Source organism: Ruminococcus sp. CAG:379 (assembly GCF_000434255.1).
GTDB lineage: Bacteria > Bacillota > Clostridia > Oscillospirales > Ruminococcaceae > Ruminococcus_F > Ruminococcus_F champanellensis.
Genome location: NZ_FR894884.1, coordinates 21,607 through 27,792, shown reverse-complemented (window position 1 = coordinate 27,792; position 6,186 = coordinate 21,607). Strand labels below are relative to the sequence as shown.

Sequence of the window (6,186 nt, the reverse complement as noted above, 5' to 3'; positions counted from 1 at the left end):
CACAACTTTTCTTGTTGTGCAGCCGCATTTACGCTATTTGCCCGAAAGCTATGCCGACTTCTTCAAGCACGCTGTTCTCCATAGGGATCTATGCCCTTTTTGCCTGGAATGCTTCTTGTACATCTATCACATAAAATATTCAACTTTTGCAGCACAAATATGAAAGAAAGATAGCATAAATCTGCATTGAATATAAATAGAGTTTAAATTATACTTTATATATTACAAGGAAGCAGAAGCCGAAACAGGCATCAGGGGGAATGAATTGATGAAGCACTTCAAAGTAAGGCTGCCTCGTGCAGCCGCAGGGTTTACGGCAGCGGCATTGCTGCTTGCTGCTGTGTCTTATTTTCCGGTGCAGCCCATCGCACAGGCTGCCTCCGTTTCAACCGTCGCCAATCCAATCATATGGTCGGATGTGCCGGATGATGATGTGATCCGAGTGGGGGATACCTATTATATGATCAGTACCACCATGTTCTTCAGTCCCGGTGCACCCATTATGAAATCCAAGGATCTGGTTTCCTGGGAGATTTGTTCCTATGTGTATGACACACTGGCGAATGGGGATATCCAGAATCTGACCAACGGCAAGCATGATTATTCGCACGGGCAGTGGGCAGCCAGTCTGCGGTATCACGACGGTATCTATTATGTGTTCTTCGGCAGTTACGGTACCGGAAAGTCCTACATATATAAAACCAGCGACATAGAGCACGGTACCTGGACTCGCACGGAGCTGAACGGTATGTACCATGATGCTTCCATGCTGTTTGATGATGACGGGCGGAACTATCTGGTGTATGGTGCTGGCGGTGAGATCAAGATCAAGGAATTCAATGCGGAAATGACTGGCTTTCGACCCGGCGGTGCGGACAAGACCTTGTTTAAGACCGGGCTGAGCGGGCTTAGCGGAGAAGGTTCCCACGTTCAGAAGATCAATGGATATTATTACATTTTCTTGATTGCATGGCCCAGCGGCAGCGGCAGAATCGAGCTTTGCTATCGCAGCAAGGATTTGCTTGGAAATTACGAGGGCAAAACTGTGCTGAATTCCGGTCTGGGAACCTACGGCAGCGGTGTTGCCCAGGGTGGCATTGTGGATACGCCGGATGGCAAGTGGTACGGCATGCTGTTTCAGGATCATGGCTCCGTGGGTAGAATCCCGGTGCTTGTGCCGGTGACCTGGGAAAATGGCTGGCCGATGATGGGCGTAAATGGGAAAGCTCCTGTGACTCTGGAAATCAATGGGGATTATACAGGCACCTCCCTGGCAGGGGACGATGATTTCAGCTACAGCAGCAATCAACTGAATCTGTTGTGGCAGTGGAACCACAATCCGGACAATACCGCATGGTCTTTGACGGATCGGCCGGGCTGGCTGCGGCTGACCAATAAAACGCTTGCGACCAATCTGCTGAATGCCCGGAATACGTTGACTCAGCGGACGGAGGGTCCCAGCTGCTCCAGCGTCATCAAGCTGGATGCCAGCGGCATGAAGCCGGGTGACTATGCCGGTTTGTCCGCATTCCAGTTTAAGTATGGCAACATTGGCGTGTATGTAACCGACAGTGGCGAAAAGAAAATCTATATGGCGGAGAACGGGGGCTATTCCAGTAGCGCTGCGGTGACGAACAGCTACAACAAAATCATTGCGGAAACGCCCCTCGCCGGCAATGAGATCTATCTGAAAGCGGAGTTTCTGTTCAATACGGTGGATGGAAATCTGAATGCCTCTTATAACTTGGATAAGGCGGATTTCTACTATTCCTACGACGGTAACAGTTGGAACAAGCTTGGAAATACCTTGAGCATGGCATATGACCTGAAGCTGTTTACCGGCTACCGCAGCGGTATCTACAGCTATGCCACCAAGACCACCGGCGGTCATGCGGATATTGACTTCTTTGACTATGAACGTGCAGACTGGAACACCCCTTCTGTGATCGAACCGGACGCAAATGGATGGTACTTCCACAGTGCCTTTGAGGGAACCACAGATGCCTGGACCGGGCGAGGGGCTGCGGAGGTATCGACCAGTGGTCGGACTGCATATGCAGGCAGCGAGGCATTGCTGGTACAGGGCAGAACGGCTGCATGGAACGGAGCAACACGCTCTCTGAATACCCGTGCCTTCAAGCCGGGCAGTGCCTATAGCTTCAGTGCAAATGTGATGTATCTGGATGGGGGTGCATCGGACACCTTCTTTATGAAGCTTCAGTACAGGGACGGCAATGGGGATACCCAGTATTCCACCATTGCAGAGGGGGAGACCATCCGGGGTGAATGGGTGCAGCTGCGCAATACCGGTTATGTAATTCCTGCGGATGCCTCTGATATGCAGCTTTACATTGAAACCGCCGACAGCACCAACAATTTCTATGTGGACGAAGCCATTGGTGCAGTGGAGGGTACGGAGATCCAGGGCGCCGGAGACGGCAAGAAGCTGATCCGGGGCGATCTGAATGAGGACGGCAGAATTGATGGTGTGGATCTGGCACTGATTCGCCGGGGTCTGACTGCCGGCTTTGCGGACAGTTATGCAGAGCTTGCTGCAGACGTAAACCAGGATACGCAGATTACTGTAGCGGACGCAGTGCTGATTCAGAACTATCTGATCGGAAGAATCCGGGAGTTCCCGGTGGAAGCACCGGAAAAATCTGTAGGGTGATGCGGCGCAGTGTAAAAATAGTATTCATGGTAAATTATCCTGCAAAAAGCATCCGTGCTGTATGCTCTGCATGGTTACTGGCAGAATGAAGGCGGATGGAATTACGGCGGTAGCATGCGTGTACATCTTTACAACTTCACACGGGCGATTTTCAAAGCCCGGTAAGCAAACAGGCTTGCATTCATTTCCGGATGCAAGCCTGTTTTGTTTTTTCGTGGCTGGGTGCAGCGGCCCATCCCTGCATGTATGATGATTTCCATCGAACATCTTAGGAATTTCTTAAGGATTTCTGTATTTTGTTGACAGAAGCGTGCGGGTGTAGTATGATGTAGATGCACTCCCGGGATGTAAAAACATATTATCCATTAAAACTTTTTTATTTGGAGGACTCTATGAAACAAATCCGATTGATGCTGCACCGGATGCAGCTGCAGCAGCGCAGTCAGCGTTTGTTCACCATTCTGCTGGTGCTGGCGCAAGTGTTTGCAGTCTTCATTGTGCTGTTCGGATCTGCTGCCATTCAAAGCACTCTGGTCAAGCAAAAGGTATTGGATGAACATCAACGTAATTTCACCATTAATTTCCTTTTTTTACTCTGACACGGAAACCGAGCAGGAGCTTATCGGCTATCAAGAGGTGGATGGGGTTCAGCAGCCGGTCTATGAAGAATCCCCAAAGCTGGATTACAGTCACACTGTCTCTTTGAATGAACTGCAGCAGGCAGTCCAAGCCATTGCGGATTCTTCCATTATGGGATATCCGGAACGTGTCTGGGTGAAGGGTGAATGGAATGGGCATTCCTATGGATTTCCTCTGTTACAGCCAGCTGGAACGCAGGACATGCCGGAAGTAATACTGGATCCATATGTATTCCCTGATTACAAAGTGGGGGATACCATTACATATGCCGGCATTACCTGCCGGGTGTCCGCAATTTCAGATATGAAGACATCTAACATTACGACAGAAGACATCCGTGCGATTCCGGAGGATGTGCGCTGCTACTGGGTGGAGTTTAATTATGCCGATTTTCCCACCACCGCCCAGGCGGAGCAGATGCAAAATCTGCTGAAAGAGCAATTTCCCGGATACAGAGAACTGTTCATGCCGGAAACCCTGGATCCTCTGACTGCCCAGTTTCAGTTTACCACATTGGCGATGACGGTGCTGATGCTGCTGGCGGTTTTGCTCAATCTTTGCTACGCACAGATGTACCAATTCCGGCTGCGTCAGCACACCTTTTCTGTGTACCGTATGTGCGGTGCCCGGCAGTCCGATGTTCTGGGGATCTGTTTATTCGAGAGTCTTCTGATCGCTGCGCTGTGCTACGTTGGCACGGCACTGGCATTCCATTTCTGCCTGCGTCACACCATTGCGGAATGGTACGAGGGCGCTGATTCCCTGTATACTCTGCGATTCTACGTCCTGCTGGGTCTGGCGTATCTGGGGTTTCTGCTCTTTATGCTTATGCTACCTCTTTTCCGCTTCCTGCGGCGTGAGGTTATGACTTCAGAACGGGAGGCGACATTATGAAAAAACTACTGATACTCAGCTATCGATCCTGCGCCCGGCATTTGGGTATGTACCTGCTGATCCTGTTGCAGCTATTGACTGTGACCATTGGTACGAATGTACTGCTTGCAAGCTATAACCAACAGACAATGCTCCAGGAGCCATATATGGAACTCATGCAGTCCGATGGATATTATTTGTCCGGAGGCATTGACGAAGAACTGGTTACGCAGGACGGAACTCCGATGATGGACGTCCTGGAGGGAGATTGGAACACCTTTAAACTGACGGCATATATAGCAAAATTCTACTGTGGACAGCAGGAGTTTTCCGGAAAGTTTCTGATCTGCGAGGATGCATTCTGGGACGCATATCACCCGGTTCTGAAGCATGGGCGCTGGAAGAAAAGTGATTCCGGTACGGAGTCTTGGTGTGTTGCCACGGCGAATGTGCCCGGCGATTCGGTTACCATCCCGGGTTACGGACAAACCGTGGCGGTGAAAGGGGTTCTGGGGGATCTGTGCTATCTGCCCAGTATGTCAAGGTGGTCACGGAACGGATCCTTCCAGGTTAACTTTTATGATATCTTCCAACTGGAACGGGAAAGTACGGTTTATTTTCTGATTTCAAGATCCCAGTGGAATAAGTTGGGCATTGCGGAGAATTATCAGTCGCACAATCAGATCATCACCACCGCCTCCCAGCTGACCGACGCTCAGCGTGAAAAGAATGCGGCCTTGTTCCGTGAACTGGGTGAGCCCCAAATCCCCCTTTCGGTTCTGCTGGAACGGGCAGAAGATGCACGGCTGGAGAATGTGCGGAAGTTTCTCCCGCTGCTGGTATCTATGCTGATAATTACCATGTTTGGCATTCTTTGTGCAACTGCCATTCACACCATGCAGGATCTGAAGCAAACGGCAGTGTACTATCTTTGCGGCATGCGCTGGCGAACCAGTCTGACGCTGACCCTGCTGCAGCTTGGCATTCTGCTGGTTCTGACCGCCGGATGCACTGGGGCAGCCTGGCTGATTGCCACAGCGTTCGGCGTACCCGCCCAGTTGGGCTTACGGTTTGATTGGAACAATCTAGGCATAACCATGATCCTGTTTGGACTGGTGCTGCTGTCCGGCTGTCTGATGCCCTATGGGATCACCAAACGTGTTACACCCACATCATTGTTAAGGAGCGCACGCACATGATTGAATTACAGCAGGTCAACAAGACCTATTCGTACAAAAAAGCCAATGCAGTCCACGCTCTGGTGGATGTTTCCCTTCGGATCAATGAAGGAGAATTGACCGCTATTGTGGGAAAGTCCGGTTCCGGCAAAAGCACTCTGCTGAATGTTCTGGGCTGTATGGATACATTTGAAACGGGAACGTATCTGTTTGATGGGAAGGACATTACCCATGTTTCCGGGAAGCAGCTCGCCACGATCCGCAATCAGGATATCGGCTTTGTGGTACAGGATTTTGCCTTGATTGCGGATGATACCGCCTTGCAAAACGTGATGCTGCCTTTTTATTTCTCCCGGCGCACCTCACTCCGGGAGGCAAAGGTACAGGCGATGCACGCTTTGCAGCAGCTGGGGATGGATTCCATGGCGCAGAAGCCGGTGAATAAGCTGTCCGGCGGCCAGAAGCAGCGGGTGGCGATTGCCAGAGCCATTGTGCATCAGCCCCGACTGATTCTTGCGGATGAACCAACGGGAGCGCTGGATTCCCGAACGGCGGAGGAAATTATGGGCGTATTCCAGGAGCTGCATCAGAATGGCAGCACGGTAATCATTGTCACCCACGATCCGGGCATTGCACAGCAGTGCAGCAGGATCATTGAAATTCAGGATGGCAGGATTGCAGGTGCTTGATGCGCTTCTTCTCTGCACTGGTAACTGCGGGATGCATACGGAGAGAATTTCCATGTGTGCTGCACATGCGAAAATATACTATTATAATGTATAAGAAACCGTCGGAGCAGAGCACTCCGGTGATTTTTTCGTAATC

General features: G+C 50.8%; 5 protein-coding genes. All 5 read left to right on the top strand.

Annotation, left to right across the window (positions count from 1 at the left end; all coding sequences use genetic code 11):
- Positions 1-268 precede the first annotated feature (268 nt).
- The 5 genes from QVO51_RS05285 to QVO51_RS05265 all read left to right on the top strand — a co-directional run bounded on the left by QVO51_RS05285 (position 269) and on the right by QVO51_RS05265 (position 6,050).
- Entirely contained in the window at positions 269-2,671 is a 2,403-nt protein-coding gene (locus tag QVO51_RS05285; protein ID WP_022357521.1) for a family 43 glycosylhydrolase, read from the top strand.
- Positions 2,672-3,063: 392 nt separating this feature from the next.
- Positions 3,064-3,270, top strand: a complete 207-nt coding sequence (locus QVO51_RS05280) for a hypothetical protein (RefSeq protein WP_022357520.1) — start codon at positions 3,064-3,066, stop codon at positions 3,268-3,270.
- Positions 3,224-4,204 (top strand): FtsX-like permease family protein, encoded by a 981-nt coding sequence (locus tag QVO51_RS05275; protein WP_022357519.1) that lies wholly within the window; start codon positions 3,224-3,226, stop codon positions 4,202-4,204. The genes QVO51_RS05280 and QVO51_RS05275 overlap by 47 nt, the downstream gene beginning before the upstream one ends.
- Positions 4,201-5,382, top strand: a complete 1,182-nt coding sequence (locus tag QVO51_RS05270; protein WP_022357518.1) for a hypothetical protein — start codon at positions 4,201-4,203, stop codon at positions 5,380-5,382. Before QVO51_RS05275 ends, QVO51_RS05270 begins: the two co-directional genes overlap by 4 nt.
- On the top strand, positions 5,379-6,050 hold the full coding sequence (locus QVO51_RS05265) for an ABC transporter ATP-binding protein (protein WP_022357517.1): 672 nt from the start codon (positions 5,379-5,381) through the stop codon (positions 6,048-6,050). Before QVO51_RS05270 ends, QVO51_RS05265 begins: the two co-directional genes overlap by 4 nt.
- Positions 6,051-6,186 lie beyond the last annotated feature (136 nt).

Excerpts from the sequence above, each read along its gene's own strand:
- QVO51_RS05280 (WP_022357520.1), top strand. The coding sequence starts at position 3,064 with ATGAAACAAATCCGATTGATGCTGCACCGGATGCAGCTGCAGCAGCGC.
- QVO51_RS05285 (WP_022357521.1), top strand. The coding sequence starts at position 269 with ATGAAGCACTTCAAAGTAAGGCTGCCTCGTGCAGCCGCAGGGTTTACG.
- QVO51_RS05275 (WP_022357519.1), top strand. The coding sequence starts at position 3,224 with ATGAACATCAACGTAATTTCACCATTAATTTCCTTTTTTTACTCTGAC.
- QVO51_RS05265 (WP_022357517.1), top strand. The coding sequence starts at position 5,379 with ATGATTGAATTACAGCAGGTCAACAAGACCTATTCGTACAAAAAAGCC.
- QVO51_RS05270 (WP_022357518.1), top strand. The coding sequence starts at position 4,201 with ATGAAAAAACTACTGATACTCAGCTATCGATCCTGCGCCCGGCATTTG.